Annotated in this window: 13 protein-coding genes, 1 pseudogene and 1 riboswitch; of the genes and pseudogenes, 4 read left to right on the top strand and 10 right to left on the bottom strand. The window is 61.7% G+C overall.

The window, feature by feature from the left end:
* Nucleotides 1-37: 37 nt before the first annotated feature.
* From fdhD to AMA01_RS10825, 7 genes and pseudogenes are all read right to left on the bottom strand, one after another.
* Complete coding sequence (gene fdhD, locus AMA01_RS10860; RefSeq protein ID WP_067850861.1) at nucleotides 38-877, bottom strand: formate dehydrogenase accessory sulfurtransferase FdhD; 840 nt, start codon at nucleotides 875-877, stop codon at nucleotides 38-40.
* Complete coding sequence (locus AMA01_RS10855; protein WP_067850925.1) at nucleotides 874-1,383, bottom strand: DUF1641 domain-containing protein; 510 nt, start codon at nucleotides 1,381-1,383, stop codon at nucleotides 874-876. Before AMA01_RS10855 ends, fdhD begins: the two co-directional genes overlap by 4 nt.
* A 4-nt stretch (nucleotides 1,384-1,387) precedes the next feature.
* On the bottom strand, nucleotides 1,388-4,360 hold the full coding sequence (gene fdhF, locus AMA01_RS10850) for a formate dehydrogenase subunit alpha (RefSeq protein ID WP_067850859.1): 2,973 nt from the start codon (nucleotides 4,358-4,360) through the stop codon (nucleotides 1,388-1,390).
* Nucleotides 4,361-4,412: 52 nt separating this feature from the next.
* Nucleotides 4,413-6,557: pseudogene (locus tag AMA01_RS10845) on the bottom strand (thioredoxin domain-containing protein).
* Nucleotides 6,558-6,953: 396 nt separating this feature from the next.
* Complete coding sequence (locus tag AMA01_RS13645; protein WP_082744152.1) at nucleotides 6,954-7,370, bottom strand: GNAT family N-acetyltransferase; 417 nt, start codon at nucleotides 7,368-7,370, stop codon at nucleotides 6,954-6,956.
* 228 nt (nucleotides 7,371-7,598) lie between these two features.
* Entirely contained in the window at nucleotides 7,599-8,543 is a 945-nt protein-coding gene (locus tag AMA01_RS10830; RefSeq protein ID WP_082744146.1) for an EamA family transporter, read from the bottom strand.
* 95 nt (nucleotides 8,544-8,638) lie between these two features.
* Nucleotides 8,639-9,448: a Nif3-like dinuclear metal center hexameric protein gene (locus AMA01_RS10825; RefSeq protein ID WP_230088131.1), complete on the bottom strand. Its 810-nt coding sequence runs from the start codon at nucleotides 9,446-9,448 to the stop codon at nucleotides 8,639-8,641.
* Between the two features lie 72 nt (nucleotides 9,449-9,520).
* Nucleotides 9,521-9,620, top strand: a riboswitch (TPP riboswitch).
* A gap of 44 nt (nucleotides 9,621-9,664) precedes the next feature.
* Between AMA01_RS10825 and tenA the strand changes: the two genes are divergently transcribed.
* From tenA to thiE, 4 genes are read left to right on the top strand one after another with little or no spacing between them, the layout of a single operon-like run.
* Nucleotides 9,665-10,363: a thiaminase II gene (tenA, locus tag AMA01_RS10820; RefSeq protein WP_067850849.1), complete on the top strand. Its 699-nt coding sequence runs from the start codon at nucleotides 9,665-9,667 to the stop codon at nucleotides 10,361-10,363.
* Nucleotides 10,347-11,240 (top strand): bifunctional hydroxymethylpyrimidine kinase/phosphomethylpyrimidine kinase, encoded by an 894-nt coding sequence (thiD, locus tag AMA01_RS10815; RefSeq protein WP_067850847.1) that lies wholly within the window; start codon nucleotides 10,347-10,349, stop codon nucleotides 11,238-11,240. Before tenA ends, thiD begins: the two co-directional genes overlap by 17 nt.
* 30 nt (nucleotides 11,241-11,270) lie before the next feature.
* Nucleotides 11,271-12,074, top strand: coding sequence for a hydroxyethylthiazole kinase (gene thiM, locus AMA01_RS10810; RefSeq protein ID WP_067850845.1), 804 nt, complete (start codon nucleotides 11,271-11,273; stop codon nucleotides 12,072-12,074).
* Between the two features lie 5 nt (nucleotides 12,075-12,079).
* On the top strand, nucleotides 12,080-12,715 hold the full coding sequence (thiE, locus tag AMA01_RS10805; RefSeq protein WP_067850843.1) for a thiamine phosphate synthase: 636 nt from the start codon (nucleotides 12,080-12,082) through the stop codon (nucleotides 12,713-12,715).
* Nucleotides 12,716-12,768: 53 nt separating this feature from the next.
* On the opposite strand, the gene AMA01_RS10800 is transcribed toward thiE, so the two are convergent.
* The 3 genes from AMA01_RS10800 to AMA01_RS13640 form a co-directional block, all read right to left on the bottom strand.
* A complete protein-coding gene (locus tag AMA01_RS10800; protein WP_082744144.1) occupies nucleotides 12,769-13,875 on the bottom strand; it encodes a GerAB/ArcD/ProY family transporter in 1,107 nt (368 codons plus the stop codon).
* A gap of 184 nt (nucleotides 13,876-14,059) precedes the next feature.
* Nucleotides 14,060-15,193: a Ger(x)C family spore germination protein gene (locus AMA01_RS10795; RefSeq protein WP_067850841.1), complete on the bottom strand. Its 1,134-nt coding sequence runs from the start codon at nucleotides 15,191-15,193 to the stop codon at nucleotides 14,060-14,062.
* A 9-nt stretch (nucleotides 15,194-15,202) separates the two neighbouring features.
* Nucleotides 15,203-15,376 carry a spore germination protein gene (locus AMA01_RS13640; RefSeq protein ID WP_082744150.1) on the bottom strand — a complete coding sequence of 58 codons (174 nt, stop codon included), beginning with the start codon at nucleotides 15,374-15,376 and terminating at the stop codon, nucleotides 15,203-15,205.
* Between the last annotated feature and the right edge of the window lie 3 nt (nucleotides 15,377-15,379).

The raw sequence follows: 15,379 nt of genomic DNA, 5'->3' as shown, positions 1-15,379 counted from the left end.
CGAACGGGTTGCCGAGCGATTCGGCAACCCGCTTTTTTCACGCCCGTTCGGTGGCTTCCTCCACCGCCACGTCCGACATGCGCCACGGATGGCTGTACACATTGAACGAGCGGCCGCGCACAAAACCGATGGCCGTGATGTTCAGTTCTTCCGCGAGATCGATGGCGAGCAGTGTCGGCGCACCGCGGGCGATCACGGCGCCCACTCCGATCTTGGCGACTTTCAGCAACACCTCAGACGAGATTCGCCCGCTGAAAGCAATGGCTGTGCCGGACAAGCTCTCGCCCGCACGCAGACAGTGGCCGTAGATCTTGTCGAGCGCATTGTGGCGACCGATGTCCGCCCTGGCCAAGACGAGCTGCCCATCTCGAACCAGCGCCGCCACGTGCACGCCGCCCGTTTCCTCGAACAATCCGGACGACGCGTCGAGCAGGTCCATGGCGCGAAACACGTCATCCGCGGAGAGCGACACCGCGTCTGCGACGGGCCTTGCGGTCAGCGCATCGCTTTGAAAGTAAAAGCTCTGCCGCCCCTTTCCGCAACACGAGCCGATGTAGCGCTTGTTATAAATCGCGGGATGGAGCGCAACACCGGACCTCGTCTGAACCCTGGCCGTACCCGTCCATAGGCTCACCTGCACCGACTCAATCTCGTCCACGCTGCGGATGACACCTTCCGAAGCCAGAAATCCGCACACCAAGTCCTCGACGTACGTCGGGGTGCAGACGAGCGTCGCGAACTCCTCTCCGTTGACGTGGAGCGTGAGCGCAAATTCTGTCGCAATCACGTCTTCCTCCTCGCGATACGCCCCTGCCCGATATCGGAGCACGCGGCGCCTGTGCGTTTCCGCATCCCCAAAGCGCGATACGCTGTTCACACCTCAGGCCCCCTGTCCTTGTGCGCCGATGCGCCCGGGTCGGCGAGCCCGCTGCCCATGCCCTTCAGGAACGCAAAAAGCATGGCAAGCGAGCGGCCGACATCCGGGTCGCGCAGCGCTTTAAGGACATCATACACCCCCATCCGCGCATTTGCCTCGCTTTGCTCGGTGGCGCGCTCGAGGCCCTTGGCCATCGCGTGAAACATCCGCTCCATGTCCTCCGGCGGAACGACGCTCAAGAACTGCACGACGCCAATCAGGTTCTTGAGGCCGTCCGTCACCCCTTTGCGCGAGATGGCGTGAACCACCACGCGCAGCACGTCGTCGCCTTGCTCGACCAGCGCTCGAACGATGGGGATGAGCCCCTTCTCCTCGCACGCTTGGAGCAATCTGAGTCCGTCCACGATGCCATCCGCGCTCTCAAGCACCGCCTCTTCCACGCGGGTCTGCGCCTCGCGCCGCTCGTCGCGCGGCTCGCGAACCAGTTGTTGAATCGGTTGCGCCATCATCTCACCCCCTCGCCTGTTCCTTTGCCTTTTCCTGAGCCGCCTCGGTCACCGGCACATAACCGTGCCGCGACCACTTCCGCTCGACGCGCACGCCGGGTTGCGGATTTGGCCTGTGCATCCGGAAGTTGAACCTCGTCATGGGACTCTCGCCGTGCGGCCGAAGGACTTCCATCCGCACCTGAAGTTCCTTGTACGCCGGCGTGTGCGTGGTCTCATCCGACTCGCTCGAGGTGAGGATGTTGATGGCCTCTTCGTCGTTCGACGTGTTCATCGGCAAATACATTTGCTTGCCCTTCACGCGATCCGTCACAACCACCGGCAGCTTCAGTTCCCCGTAGGGCGAGATGATCCGCACCAGCGCACCTGTCTCGATGCCGCGCTCTTTCGCGAGTTCGAGCGACACTTCGAGATACGTCGTCGGCACCTTTTCCTTGAGGCCGTGCACGCGATACGTCAGATTCCCCTCGTGGAAGTGCTCAAGCATGCGGCCGTTGTTCAGGTGGAGATCGTACTCCGGTTCAAACGCGGTCGGCTCAATCCACTTGGCGGGCACAAGTCGCGCCTTCCCATTCGGAAACGGAAAACCGTTCGTGTAGAGCAGCGGCGTATCGGTCCCATCGGGATGGACCGGCCACTGAAGGCTCCGATAACCCTCGAGCCGGTCCCAGCGCACCCCTTGCATCAGCGCCGCCGAGCTCGCCATTTCCTCCAGGATCTCGGACGGATGCCCGTACGTCCAGTTGGCCCCGAGGCGGTTGGCGAGATCGCGCAGAATGATCCAGTCTGGCCGGGAATCCCCGAGCGGTTCGAACACCTGATAGAGGCGCTGGATGCGCCGCTCCGTGTTCGTGAAGGTGCCCTCCTTCTCGAGGCTTGGGCTCGCGGCGAGCACCACGTCCGCATACTCGGCCGTCTTGCTGAAGAACACGTCGATCACGACGAGCAAATCCAGCTTCGCGAACGCCTCGCGGACGTAATGCGAGTTGGAGTCCACGAGCGCCATCTCTTCGCCCTGAATGATGAGCGCCCGCAGTTTGCCCTCGTGGATGGCGTCGACCATCTCGTGGTTGTCGAGACCCTTGCTCGTCGGGAGCTCCACGCCCCAGGCGGTCTCGTACTTTGCGCGCACGGCCGGATCGTCGACGCGCTCGTAGCCCGGCATGTACACGGGGCTGCAACCCATGTCGCCCGCGCCCTGGACGTTGTTGTGGCCTCGGAGCGGATAGGCCCCGGTGCCTGGCCGCCCGACGTTGCCCGTCACGAGCAGGAGATTGCAAATGGCGGTGCTGGTCTCGCTGCCCCCCTTGTGCTGTGTCACGCCCATCGCCCAACAGATGCAGGTGGACTTCGCCTCGTGGATCATCTGGGCGATCTGAATCACGGTGTCGCGTGGCACACCCGTCACGCGCTCGGCGTACTCGAGCGTATACGGCTCGAGTGAGCGGACGAAATCTTCAAAACCGTCGACGTGATCGCGCACGAAGTCGGCGTCGTGCCATCCCTGATCGATGATGTACCTTGTGACCGCCGAGAGGAGCACCAGGTCGGTTCCCGGATGGGGCCGAACAAACAGATCCGCACGGTGCGCGAGGTCGTGTTCGCGCAGGTCGATCACGATGTGCTTCTGGCCGTACTTTTTCTTGGCCCGCCGCATGCGGGTCGAGAACACGGGGTGGGATTCGGCCGGGTTTGCGCCGACGATGATGAGCAGATCGGCGATGGCGAGATCGTGCAGCGAACCGGTATCGCCGCCGTAGCCCATGGTCCGGCGCAGGCCCTCGGTGGCGGGAGACTGGCAATAGCGCGAGCAGTTGTCGACGTTGTTCGTGTGGAGCACGGCGCGGGCCAGTTTTTGAACGAGGTAGTTTTCTTCATTCGTGCACTTGGAGGACGAGATCAAGGCCACGGCGTCGTCTCCGTACTGCTGGCGAATGTCGGTCAAACGCTTTGCAACAAAATCCAGCGCCTCGTCCCACGAGACCTCGTAAAACTTGTCACCCTTGCGCAGGAGGGGTTTTGTCAAGCGGTCCGGGCTGTTGACAAACTCCCAGCCAAACTTGCCTTTCACGCAGGTGGAGATCTGGTTGGTCGGCGCCTCCATCTGCGGCTCGACCTTGAGAATATCCCGATCCTTCGTCCAGATGTCGAACGAACAGCCCACGCCGCAGTACGTGCACACGGTCTTCGTCCGCTTGATGCGGGAGTTGCGCATGTGACTCTCCACTTCCGAGAGGGCGAAGATGGCGCGGTACCCTGGCTCGACGGCTTTCGTCACGTCGATCATCCGCTGCAAAGGCTCCGGCTCGATGCCCGTGAGGAAGCCGGCCTTGCCGAGCATCGACTTTTCCATGAGCGCGTTGCAGGGGCACACGGTCACGCAGTGTCCGCACGAGACGCACGACGACTCGTTGATGGGCACGTCGTTGTCCCAGATGACGCGTGGGACCTCGCGATCCCAGTCGATGGAAAGCACCTCACTGACCTGCAGGTTCTGACACGCCTCGACGCAGCGCCCGCAGAGGATGCACTGGCTCGGATCGTACCGATAGAACGGGTGGGACATGTCGACTTCGTACGGTTTCTCGCGGAACGGATACGACTGGTGGTCGATGTCCATCGCCATGGTGGTGTTGTGCACCACGCAGTTGCCGTTGTTGTTGTCGCACACCGTGCAGTAGAGGTCGTGGTTTTTCAGGATGCGGTCCATCGCCTCCTTGCGCGCGTAGCGCGCAGCCACGGATTTCGTGCGCACCGACATACCTTCCCTGACCGGCGTCGCGCACGCCCGGACGAGATCGCCGTCCACCTCCACCATGCACGTGTCACACGTCTGGATGGGGCCAAGCGCAGGATGATAACAGATGTGAGGAAAGTCTAGGCCGGCCGCCAACATCGCCTGCAGGACGGTCTCCCCTTCGGTCGCCGTGAGGGGCGATCCGTCCAGCGTGAAAGTTCTCTGTAAATCAACGCTCATCTCGATCCCTCCTGCACTCGGTTGTGTCTCCCATTTAGGATGTCCAATTGGCTCACAACTGTTCGCTCCAGGCGGGCGGCTGCCGCAAACCCTCCACCACCACCTTCCAGTCCGTTTCCGGGCGATCGCAGCGAAAGCCTCGGCACACGAAGTACTGCGGCGCGCCATGTTCTGCCATGGGGTACATGGACGCGTCGCCGCGCGCGTCACTCGTCAGCCAGACCGCCTCCGGCAGGTCCATGGCCCCGAGTTCCCTGGCCCTCCGCGCAGCTTCCTCCTGTGGCGCCGCGATGACGATTTCCGTGGAGCCCACTTCGCTCATCATGGCCGCGGTCACGAGCCACAGGCAGTCCATGGGCGCCGATGCGATGTCTCCGCCAAACGCGCGCAACAGTCCATCCAGCCCATCCGCGTATTCGGCGTCCCCGGTCAGCGCGTGCAACATCCAGAGGTTGTGCGCCGACTGGCTGTTGGCGGACGGCATGGCGCCGTCATACACCGGCTTCGGCACCGCGATGAGCGACTCCGCGTCTCGGCCGTAAAACGTGTACCCGCCCTGAGCCTTGTCCCAAAAGAGGGCATCCTGCACCGCCTGCCAATGCCGGGCGCGATGAAGATACGCGCGGTCGAGCGTCGCGCGATAGAGCTCCAGATACGCGGCGACGAGATAGGCGTGATCGTCCGCATAGGCGAAGATCCCGGCCTCGCCGTCCCGATACCGCGCGAGGAGCCTGCCATCGTCGGGGCGCACCAGGATGCGCTCGATGGCTGCCACCACCTCCCTGGCCCGGTCCACCCACGCCGTCTCTCCGCACGCGAGGCCCGCGCGCGCAAGTCCATAGGCCATGAGCGCATTCCAGGCGGTCAGACACTTGTCGTCAATGGCCGGGCGTTCGCGCCCGTCCCGAACCGAGCGCAGCTTCTCGTTGAGGTCGTCGAGCTTCTGCCAGAGCGATTCTTCCGTCATGCCGCGAGAAGCCGCGAACGCCGCCGGATCCTGGCCGATGTAGTTCGGCACGTTCGCGCCCTCGAAGTTGCCGGCTTCCGTGATGTCGTAGAAGGCGTTGTACAGTTCGCCGTCTTCAGGGCCGAGTGCCGCGATCACGTCCTCCGGCCGCCAGAGGTAAAAGCGGCCCTCTCCGCCCGCCGAATCCGCGTCCACCGCGCTGTAGTAAAGGCCCTCGGGCGATCGCATCTCGCGATCAAAAAACGCGACGGTCTGCCGGAGGATGCGCAGAAACGCCGGATCTTTGGCGTGGACGTAGCCGTCCGCATACGCGGCGAGCGCCAGCGCGTTATCGTAGAGCATCTTTTCAAAGTGCGGCACGCGCCAGAACGGGTCCGTGCTGTAGCGCGCCATGCCGCCACCGACGTGATCGACAATGCCGCCCCGCTGAATGGCGCGAAGCGTGGACAACGCCATGGCGGCCGCGCGCTCGTTCGGGCGCAGGCGCGCGTAGCGCAGCAAAAATTGCACCCGGTGGAACGTGGGAAACTTCGGCGCCGGGCCGAATCCGCCGTACTCCTGGTCAAACGCCGCTTCGAGCGCCTGGTACGCTCGATCCGCGGCGTCCCGGCCGCGCGCCTCACCCGCTTGTCCCTCGAACAGGGGCTGCATGCGCTCCGCCATCGATCGGCTCGCCCGCTCCAGACGCGCGCGATCTGTCTGCCACAGCCTGGCAATCTCCTGCAGGATCTGAATCAGCCCGGGCCGCCCGTACCGCGGCGTCTTGGGGAAGTAGGTGCCGGCGAAAAACGGGTGCCCGTCGGGCGTCATGATGATGGTGAGCGGCCATCCGCCCTCGCCCTGCAACGCCTGGCAATAGGTCATGTAGATGTGATCGATGTCCGGGCGCTCCTCGCGGTCGACTTTGACGGTGACGTAGTGCTCGTTGAGGATGGCGGCCACGGTCTCGTCGTCAAAGGACTCATGGGCCATCACGTGACACCAATGGCAGGTCGAAGGGAATCTCTTGGGCCCCCGAGGGGGCTACGAATAGCCGATGGACAAAAACACAGGCTTCGACTCGCGCTTGGCTCGTTGAAAGGCTTCTGGACACCAAGGGTACCAGTCGACGGGCTGATGGGCATGCTGGAGCAGATACGGAGACTTTTCGTGGATCAACCGATTCGTGTGCCTCGCGGGTCCTTCGTGAGCCACGCAGCGCACATCCTTTCTGGATTCGTTTTCCTCCATTCTACCGCAATTCAACCGAGGAAGATACGGGAGGCTAGGAACACGGGTTCATTCGGCTTCCTGATTGGAGTCCTGCGGCTTACTCGAAGGAGCAGCGAAAGCACTGGAGTCTGGATCCCGGTTGATGATGGATGTCGAAGCAAACGGCTCACGCCGCTCCGGAGGGTCAATTTCCATCCATCCGCCATAGCAGAAGAGCCATGTATGTCGAGATTACACGTCAGACTTCCCTCCGTAGAAATGGTTTGTCGGATACAATTTTCTTTATCTAAAATTGGGGTGAAGCCCTTCTTTATAATGGAACACTTACATCACAACGGCTCGCGATCTGCAACACGCTCATGCAATAGTCCTGCAATTGAAGCCGAAACGTAGATGGAATATGCGAGAAGTTCTTCATTCTATGTGTTGAACGAGACGAATCATATCACGACACTGAATTCCATTCTCAAATATTGGTTCTTTGTAATGTCGTGTAAAGAAATCTAAGTCAACGCCGACGATACGAAAACCACATTTTTGATATAAAGCAAGCTGTCCAATGCTGGAGTTACCGGTTCCTATTTCAATTGACTTGTAGCCCATGAAACGAGCTTGTTGAACGGCATGTTGAATGAGCTGTTTGCCATATCCCTGGCCTTGGTAGTTCTCAGCAACAGCAACATTGACCAGTTCGACAATCATAGGCCGGGTTTTGAGGAGCACGTAGCATCCGATCACATTTCCATCAATCTCACCAACGTATGTAATCCCTCGGGAAATATATTGATTTACGACATCAACGTCCGGGTCTGCTTGAACGAGCAAATCCATAGGTGGCCGTTCCGAATAGGCTAATCGTCTAATAAGAAATTTGTTCACAAAAACTCCTCCTGTAATTCTTTATGATTTCGCACCGAAAGACCAGAAATCGGTTTATTTCTCGCAATTGTCTCTTTAACGCCGCTCATACCCAGGGCGGCGTCCTCTTGTACACGGTCCTCGTTTTCGCCACAACCCTCATTCGGAGACGAGCCCGGGACGCGCGGGGGCACTCATCACCTAGGACTTCGCCCGCGCCAAAAGCGTCACCGTCAAAAGGACACAACCCATGCCAAGTAGCGCTGCCCAGGTCAGGGGCTGATGCAGCACGGTCACAGCGAGCGCAGTCGCCGCCAGCGGCTCGCCGCTCGCAACGAGGCTCGCGTCCGCCGGGGTGATGTCGCGAAGGCTCGCCAAATACAAATAGAACGGGACGAGCGTGCCGAACAACACGACAAAGCCGACGAGAAACCACCCGCCAAACGGCAGCGCAGGTATTCCGTTGTGAGGCAGGCCGCTGACCACCATGGCGGAACCGCCAATCAGCATCCCCCAGGCCGTGACCACCAGCGGGCCGAAAGTGGCAAGCAGCGGTACGGGATACAGCGTGTAGACGGCTACAGCGACGGCCGACAAAAGTCCCCAGATCACGCAGGCATCGGAGACCGCGAGCCGCCCGAGATGGCCGTCCGTGACCAAGAGAAAGCAACCTGACATGGCAAGCGCCGCGCAGATGGCTTCCAGACGCGAAGGCAGTCGACGAGATCGCGCGGCCCCATACGCGACAATCACGAGAGGGGCCATGTATTGGAGAACGGTGGCGGTTGCCGCATTTCCCGTCCGAATGGCGGCAAAGTAGGTGTACTGGACGCCGAGGAGTCCGGCGAGGCCAAAGATCGTCAACCGGAACGCGGACGCCCGGGATCGCCATGGCGCGCAAACCGCGGCCGGACCCGCGGTCCAACCGGCGGCGGCGAGGAGCAGCACGCCGGAGACTGCCATTCGAACGGCGACGAGCCACGCCGGATCGACGTGATAGGCGTGGAACAAAACCTGTGCCGCTGTTCCGGAGACGCCCCACAATACGGAGCCGAGCAGCGCGAGCGAAATGCCTCGCCAACGGCGGAATCGATCCGTCTGTGCGACGGACCGCACGAGTTGTGCGATAGACAGGGTGTCGAACACGAACCTTCATCCTCTCTCCACTGTTCGGGATGGGCCGATGGAGACTCGGGCGCCTCAACCGTGGTGAAACATGCGGGTCGATGACCGAGCATACATCAGCCATCCCCGCGCTCAAACCACGTGTACGCCTGGGGCTGATCCAGCCACAAGACTGGGACGGTACAGTGGAGCCTCAAAGCCTCCGCAATACGGCGCATGCCCGGCGACTCGCTCGCCTGGTGACCGAGCCATAACACCGCGCGGGAAAGTCCCAGCTCGGCGGCATCGCGCGCGTACTCCATGGCCTCCCACTCCGGCCCCTCGCCGACCAACACCACATCGGCGCCCGTCTCGCGAAACACGTGGGCGACGAGATCGCCCGTGCCCCGGTAGCCGGGCAAAAGCGCGGCGCGGCGCACCACGTCAGCGCGGCCGGAGATGCGCACGCGCGGCAGGCCGAGCCGAGCGCACACCTCCCGCACCACGTCGTCCATAGGCCGGCCTTCCGGCCAGACGGCGACCGGCACGTCGCACGGCACAGCAAGCCGCAGTCGCACGTCCGCCGCCCATCCGAGCGCCTCCGCGAGCCCCTCGGCGATCCAGTCGGGCGCTGTGCGATGCGGCCGATCGTGCAGGCGATACACGGCGACGCCGAGATCGAGCAATTGCCGCTTCTTCTGCGAAGCGACGGCATCGGTGGCGGGCGCGTCGCCTTGGTGGCGGAAGAAGGCGCCCTCGTGGCTGAGCAGAAGATCAATCCCATTCGCCCGCGCCACCTCCACGGCGGACACGGATGCGACAAACGTCACGCCGATGGCGCGCACCGGCGCCTCCGCATCCCCGCAGACGAGGCCATCGACGGAGATGGCCTGATCGTCACAAGGCATCATCGATTCAAGGGCCGCGATCACGTCTCGCACGCGCATGGAAACGCCCCCAGCGCAGGCCGCCATGGCCAGCGGTTCTCTCAGATGCTATGATAGAATGCGAACGAGCTTGGATGCCACTAGGGGAGCGAAAGCTGAGACGGGGGGACACCCCGAACCCTTTGAACCTGACCTGGGTAATGCCAGCGTAGGAAAGTGGCGCATGGGACCTCTCCCGTGTTCCCCTTATGGCCTCCGGCAGAGGAGGCGTTTTCGATGTCCTTTTCCGCATCGCTCATTGCCATGTCCAACCCGATTCTCGGCGCCATTGTGCGCCATCCGTTCGTGCGAGGAATCGCCGAAGGGAACCTCCCGAAAGAAGCGGCCATTCGCTACGTCAGCCAGGACCATCCGTATCTGGAGACCTATCTGCGCGTCTTCGCGCATGCCGCGGCGCTCGCGCCAAGGCACGAAGACGTGGCCGACTTCCACGGGCGCATGGCGCTTCTTCTCGGCGGTGAAACCGAAGCACACGACAACCTGCTCAGTTACGCGGGGGCGACGGCGCAGGACGTGAAGGGCTGGCCGAAGCTGCCCACCCTGCACCACTACGAGAGCCATCTCCTGGCCTCGGCGGCGCGCGGAGACTTCGCGGAACTGGTGGCGGCCATCCTGCCGTGCCATCACGTGTATGTCGAGATCGGCCAGCGGCTCGAACCCATTCTCGAGGACCGGCCAGATCACCCATTCGCGGCCTGGATCCGCTTCTACGCCGATCCCGGCATGCAAGACGCCACACATCGCCTGTTCGCGATGATCGACCGCGAGGCCGCCCACTTCTCGCCCGAGCGGGCTCGCCGGGTCGAGGCGGCGTTTGTCGCGAGCTGCCACCTCGAGTACCGCTTCTTCGACATGGCGTACCGCGGCGAGTCGTGGCTTCCAAAGGAGGCGGTGCAGGATGTTTCGACGCCCTGACGGCCACGTGGCGCGCATGCTCACCATCGCCGGATCCGACTCGGGCGGCGGCGCAGGCATCCAGGCGGACCTGAAGACGGCCCACCAGTTCGGCGTGTACGGCATGAGCGTGCTCACCGCCGTCACCGCGCAGAACACCGTCGGCGTGCAGGCCGTGTATCCGCTGCCCGTGGACATCGTGCGCGCGCAGCTCGAGTCCGTGCGCGACGATTTGAGCTTTGACGCCATCAAAACCGGCATGCTCGGCGATCGCGCCGCCATCCACGCCGTCGCAGACGCTCTCGCGGGCGTCGACTGCCCCATCGTCGTGGACCCGGTGATGATCGCGAAAGGCGGCGAGGCGCTGCTCCATCCGGACGATGTCGCGGCCGTGATCGAGCGTATGCTGCCGCTCGCGTTCGTCGCGACGCCCAATGCGCCCGAGGCGGAGCGGCTGACCGGCATCTCCATCCGCTCGCTCGCGGACGCGGCGCGGGCGGCCGAGGCGCTGGCAGGGCTCGGCGCGCGGTATGCCGTGGTCAAAGGCGGGCATCTCGAGGGCGCGGGACATCTCGCCATCGACGTGGTGTTCCACGACGGCACCTGGACGTTTTTCGCTGCCCCCCGCGTCCCAAGCCACAAGACTCACGGCACCGGCTGTACATTTTCATCCGCCGTCGCCGCCAGCTTGGCGCGCGGCGCTCGGCCGCTCGAGGCCATCGCCGCGGCGAAATCGTACATCTCGCGCGCCATCGCGGCGGCCGCGGACTGGGACGTCGGCCGCGGGCATGGGCCGACGGATCACAGCCAGTCCCCCGTCTGGCCGGAGCGGATGGAGGCCGGGCGGATGTACGTGTTCGATGGTCATCAGTTTGCCGAGACCGCTCCTCCACTCTGAGATTTGGCCCGGCCGAAGGGAGATTTGCACATGCAGATGGGACAATGGCTCCAGCGCGTGCGCGAGGAGCGCCCGCTCGTCCACAACATCACGAATTTGGTCGTGACGAACGTCGCGGCGAACACTCTGCTCTCCCTCGGCGCGTCGCCCGTCATGGCGCACGCGCACGAGGAGGTCGCGGACATGGTCGCCATCGCCCGCGCGCTCGCGCTCAACCTGGGCACGCTTGACCCTTACACCGTGACGAGCATGGATCTCGCGAGCGAAGCCGCCAACCGCCGCGGCGTGCCGATTGTGCTCGATCCCGTCGGGGCCGGCGCGACGCCGTACCGGACCCACGCGGCGATGCGACTCCTGGAGGCGCGGAGCATCCAGGTTCTGCGCGGCAATCAGGGCGAGATCGGCGTCATCACAGGCGCGGGCGGCGAAGTGGCGGGCGTCGACGCCAAGGCTGCCGGGACCGGACTGGTCGACGCCATGATGCGGTTCGCGCGCGATCACGGCCTCATCGTCGCGGCGACGGGAGAGCGGGATCTCGTCACGGACGGCGAGGTGGTGTACGAGCTCGAAAACGGGCATCCGTGGGAAGCGGCCATCACCGGATCCGGGTGCTCGCTGACGGCCGTGATCGGCGCGTTTGCGGCTGTCTCGGATGGGACGAAGGGCGGGCTCCTCGAAGCGACCGTCGCCGCCATCACGTGTTTTAACGTGGCGGCCGAGATGGCAGCCGAGGGCGCGAGCGGACCGGGGAGCTTTCAGGTTCGGCTGCTTGACGCGCTAAACGCCGTGACCCCAGGCGACGTCGACGCCCGGGCGCGGATTCGGAGAGGATGAGTGAGATGGCAAGGCGGGACTGGACGGAGAAACTCCGCGTGTATCTCGTGACGGACGACCGCCCGGACCACGGGGAGGTCGCGGCCATCGTAGAACAGGCGCTCGCGGGCGGCGTGACTTGCGTGCAGTTGCGGCGCAAACAAGAGGACGGCGGGCCCATGCTCAAGCTCGCCCTTCGCCTGCGGGAGCTCGCGTCCGCCCACGGCGCGCTCTTCATCGTGAACGACCGGCTCGACATCGCCCTTTTGTCGGGCGCGGACGGGGTGCACGTGGGACAGACGGACCTCCCGGCGCGCCTGGTCAAGTCTCGCTTTCCCGAGCTCGTCGTAGGCGTTTCTGCGCGATCCGTCGGGGAAGCGGTGCAGGCCGAACAGGACGGCGCCGATTACCTCGGCGTCGGATCCGTGTATCCCACGGCGACCAAAGGCGACGCCGTCCTGACGGGCCTGGATGTGCTCGCCGCCTGCAAGCGCGCCGTCCGCATTCCCATCGTCGGCATCGGCGGCATCACCGTCGAGCGGGCGCCGGAGGTCATGGCTGCAGGCGCAGACGGCGTCGCGGTCGTATCGGCCGTCATGTCGGCGCCCGACCCGAAAGCTGCGGCCGCGGCGTTCGTCGGACGGACATTCATGAATACCTGACGGATCTCGTGAACCAGGAAGGGCAGAGCCTGGGTGTGTAAATGGTTGCGTCGTCAGCCTCCCTTCCTGGCTCTACGTTTCAGATGGAACCGGACGCGCTGCAATGTCAATCCCAACAACGGCACACCCACCACCGTGAACAAGAGGTAAGATGGTCCGACGTGTTCGATGAAATACGCCATCTGGGCGACATTGCGATAAAAATACAATCCGCCCACAAACATCGCCGTTCCGGTAGGTAACACCGCCCAGCGGTAGTCGCGCGTCTTACAAAGGTCTTGAATTCCCGTGCACATCGCCAAATGGATGACGGTCAACTTCGAGATGATAGTCATCAAAACGGCAATTCCATAGATCGTATCTAATCGTTCGATGAAACGCCCGATGCGTACAACGCGAATCAGCTCCAACACGGGGTATTGCAGATAACGCACCGTGTATCCGAACACGCCAACGGTCAGGATGACCACGATGAGAATCAGCACGGTGGATATGGAAGCCGCGATCACGATGTCGATAGGAAGTTTCTCGGGTGATCTCAAATTAGGAACAAATTGAATTGCAAGTGAAAATTCCAACCCATAGACGAAGATCGAGACGATCGAGGCCTTCCATACAGGCAGCCAACCACTCGAAAAAACAGGGTAAAACTGATGGACGTCGCACAGAGTTAAGGGTAAGAGAATCAGGAGCGGGAGTACCACAACGGCGAGAGGAACAACAAATTCGTTTGCGCGTGCGAAGGACTCAATGCCTACATAGGCAATGTAAACGACGCTGGCGCAGCCGATAACCGCCACTGCAGTTTCCGATGTATAGGGCAACGAAGCGACGGTCACAAAGAGTGTAAACTCCCTCGCCACCACTGTCCCGACCAGAAAAACCACCGAAATATACCATATAATGAATACGCCCCCTATTACGGGCCCCGCCATCGCGAGGAACCCACCGGTTGCCCGCGAGTTTGGAAATTTTTTAACATGCACACGAGCAATGCCCGCCGAGAGCAGTCCTCCAACAAACAATGAAGGAACGGCCATCCACGCATCCGTTACGGTGAACTCCGTGATCACGGAGGGAATGACGAGAACCCCGGTCCCCATGGTCAACCATATGAGAAGCAAGATCAGTTGATATCGAGATATCAGTTCTTTTCTCATGGCTCACAACCCAAATAACCATTTGGTGGCCGTCCCAAACACGAGTTCTAACGGATAAAGGGGGTGAAAGTCTGGCCACCACTGGAACAACAGGGCCAAGTATGCGATCACGACAAAGCATACGCACACCAACCAAACGAGGGTTGGCCCCCAAGCGGGTCTCTTGACCACGTAATCCTCCCCTTCACCCCGGCGATCGAGTCGACAGTCCAGAATGGACAATGTGAGGATGAATGACATAAGACACGTCGCATGTCTTCCACCAGGATGGATCTTTGCGCTCCAATATGCGAAACAACTGAGGTGCCGTTCGATACAGCGACATTCGCCACAGATTGACGTCAGCGGAGCGCATACGCGTGATGCACTGATGGATGTCGCGCTGAATGTCGCGTCCCGCCTGATCTTCAAGGACCTTAAAGGTCGTTCGATCAGCGACATGCCCCGGACTCATCGCCTCGATATAACCGTTGCCCCACCAATTGACAGTGACGCACAGCTTGTTTTTATGATACCTAAACCCCAACGATGTATGCGTATGCACCCACCTGATACAAACCTGACCTTCTTTACCTCTAAACGGATCCTGAAATACGATTTTTTGGACCAAATTGCGCGTATCTCCTAGCAGCCAAAGTGCTCCATTGTCTCGAGGAGGGCAGATGGACCACCACGCTATGCCTCCCCGAGGATCCACAAATGCGAGACCTGCAACCCAATTGGCCGCCTGTGGATCAAGCCACGGTAAATGGGCAACTCCGTATGGAGCATTCCAGTCGCGCAACATGCGGAATTGTTCCGCCCGAAAAGCGTCCGTGCATGCTTCCCAATTTTGAATCGCCTGCCGGATCGTGATGGCAAGCGGCGTTTCGTTTCGATTGGAAATGGTCCAAATTTGGTCGGCATCTCCTCGAACTACGACCAACATCTGATTCAAGCGTAATTCGCGGTTTCGTTCTAGTTCGTCCAGCATGGATGCAAACCTATCCGAGATCACCCTGTCGCTCAACACAACCAACGTGTTGTGCGACAGATAGATGCGCTTGTCAAGCTTTTTTTGGATGTTTTCCAGAGCGGAGGCCATGCTCAATCCTTCTCCAGTGACCAACATGTCCTGATTTTGATTCGCAGACGTGCTGTCTGAACCGGATTCGCTGGACCTCATGATGTCGCATGTCACACGCAAGTGGTGATTAGAGGTCTCGTCCATCGACATTCCAACGACCACAGCAAGGTCTTCCACTTCGCTGTAGTCGCCGCAGCTCGTTACCATGCATGTAACCGCCATCACCAACACCACCAGCCAATAGCGTTTCAACGGCCGAACCTACCTCCGTCCGCGTGCTCGCTTTGGGTCCACAGGTTCAAATTCTTCAGGTCGACGGCCCATATCCCACCAAGGAGCACGCACCAGGGCATCTTTCCAATCCGTCAAAATGGTTGGCCCAACGGGTGCAAGATAGGGAACGCCAAAGGAACGAATGGATGCGAGGTGAACAATCGA

The sequence above is a fragment of the Alicyclobacillus mali NBRC 102425 genome (assembly GCF_001570745.1).
In the GTDB taxonomy this organism is placed as follows: domain Bacteria; phylum Bacillota; class Bacilli; order Alicyclobacillales; family Alicyclobacillaceae; genus Alicyclobacillus; species Alicyclobacillus mali.
Note: the sequence above shows the minus strand (reverse complement) of the source record. Positions and strands in the feature narration are given on the sequence as shown.